The following is a 2427-nucleotide window of genomic DNA, read 5'->3' as shown; positions in this document are numbered from 1 at the left end:
ATACAGCTCAGCTAAGGTAAGGCTAATACAGCTAAGGACTCCACTGAACCCCACCGATTAAATCGCACCTTCCCTAAATCTGACCGGTAGCTACCTTAATTACCACAATACCTACTCCACCGCGCAAATTGCGAGTGCCACGCCCTATACACACGGCAAATATATGGGCAGCCACTTCACCCAAATTGCCCATTCCGACCTCGTCGTCTTATTTGGCCTGAATCTGTCTGAAACGCGTATGTCCGGCGGGGGCCAGGTTGAAGAGCTGCGCCGTGCACTGGAGATCTCGAAAGCCCGGGTGGTGATCATCGACCCGCGCTACACCGACTCCGTAATTACCGAACATGCGGAGTGGCTGCCGATTCGCCCCACTACCGATGCCGCACTGGTGGCCGGTATCGCCCATACGTTAATCAGCGAAAACCTGATCAACGAAGCGGAAGTGAATAAATACTGCGTCGGCTATGACAGCACGACGCTGCCCGCCAACGCTGTCCCTAACGCCAGCTACAAAGATTATGTGCTGGGCACCGGGGCGGACGGCATTGCGAAAACCCCGGAATGGGCGGCAGACATCACCGGTATTCCGGCAACCCGCATCAAACAACTGGCGCGTGAAATCGCAAGCGCCCGCGCCTGCTATATCTGCCAGGGCTGGGGGCCGCAGCGCCACGCCAACGGCGAGCAAACCGTGCGAGCCATCCAAACGCTCCCGGCCATTACCGGCCACTTTGGTCGCCAGGGGACCAACAACGGCAACTGGCCGTACGGCACCCCGTATGGCGTGCCGTCGCTGCCATTCGGCACTAACCCGATAACCACCTCAATCCCTTGCTATCTGTGGACAGATGCCATTCTCAACCCGGAGAAAATGACCTCTATCACCATGGGCGTGAAAGGGGCTGAGAAGCTCAAAACCGGCATCAAGCTGTTCTTCAATCAGGCGGGGAACGCCCTGTTGAACCAGCACGGCGACACCAATCGCACCCGCAAAATTCTGGCGGATGAAAGCCTGTGTGAAACCATTGTGGTGATTGAAAACCACATGACGCCGAGCGCGAAATACGCTGACATTCTGCTGCCGGAAACCAGCTATCTGGAAGCCGAGGATCTGGTCGACAGCTCGTACGCGGAAGGCTCTCACAACTTTATGATTGCCATCCAGAAAACCATCACGCCGATGTGGGAAGTGCGCAGTACCTATGACGTGTGCGCCGATATCGCCGGACATCTTGGCCTGCGCGAAAAGTACACCGAAGGCAGAACCCAGGCGCAGTGGGCAGAAATGCACTATCAGCAAGTCAGGGCTAAGCGAACCTATCTGCCTGAGTGGTCGGTGGCGAAAGAGAAAGGGGTTATTGATCAACGAATTGCGACCGAAAAAGAGAGCATCGCGTTTTGGGAGTTTCGTGAAGACGCGGCGGCCAACCCGCTGACCACGCCATCGGGAAAAATCGAGATCTACTCGCAGGCGCTGGCGGATCTGGCGCAGAAATGGATTTTGCCGGAAGGCGACCGCATTCCTGCCGTGCCTGAGTTCTGCGTGGTGAAAGAGTCACACCTGAATAAAGAACTGACGGCGAAATACCCGCTGCAGCTCAGCGGCTTCCACACCAAAGGCCACACCCACTCGACCTACACCAACATTCTTGCATTGCATGAAGCGGTGCCGGACGAAGTGTGGATTAACCCCCTTGATGCGCAGGCGCGTCAGTTAACGTCCGGCGATATCGTGCGGGTGTTTAACGATCGTGGCGTGGTGGAAATTCCCTGCAAGGTGACACAGCGCATTCTTCCCGGCGTTGCCGCGATGCCACAGGGCGCGTGGACGCGTCTTGACAGCAACGGTGTCGACGTGGGCGGCTGCATTAACACCCTGACCAGTCAACTGCCATCGCCGCTGGCAAAAGGGAACCCGCAGCATACCAACCTGGTTGAAATTACCCGCGCATAAGGAGCGAACCGCAATGAAACAATATGGCTTTTACGTTGACTCCTCGCGCTGCTCAGGCTGTAAAACCTGCCAGGTGAGCTGTAAAGACAACAAAGATTTAGACGTCGGCCCTAAACTGCGCCGGGTGTACGAATACGGCGGCGGCAACTGGGTGAAAGAGGGCGAAAGCTGGCACAACGATACCTTTACCTATTATCTGTCGATCGCCTGCAACCACTGTGATGAACCTACCTGTACGGCCGGGTGCCCGACGGGGGCAATGCATAAGCGCAAGGAAGACGGGCTGGTGGTGGTCGATACCACGATCTGCGTGGGCTGCCGTTACTGCGAAATGCGCTGCCCGTACGGCGCGCCACAGTTTGATGCGCAGGCAAAAGTGATGCGCAAATGCGACGGCTGCTTAGATAGTGTCGTCACAAGATTTTAGCCCAGAGAGCGATGCATCTGATCTGGACGGCAGCGAGAAATGAGGC

2 pseudogenes are annotated in these 2427 nt (G+C 56.6%); both read left to right on the top strand.

The annotated features are described in order from the left end of the window. Positions 1-73: 73 nt before the first annotated feature. Positions 74-1954, top strand: a pseudogene (locus ACSZPU_RS25035) (DMSO/selenate family reductase complex A subunit); the annotation flags it as partial. A 13-nt stretch (positions 1955-1967) separates the two neighbouring features. Next, positions 1968-2360: pseudogene (locus ACSZPU_RS25030) on the top strand (DMSO/selenate family reductase complex B subunit); the annotation flags it as partial. Positions 2361-2427: the final 67 nt, after the last annotated feature.

It is taken from the genome of Phytobacter sp. V69, from assembly GCF_965644215.1.
Lineage (GTDB): Bacteria > Pseudomonadota > Gammaproteobacteria > Enterobacterales > Enterobacteriaceae > Phytobacter.
This window is presented reverse-complemented; position numbering and strand designations above follow the sequence as displayed.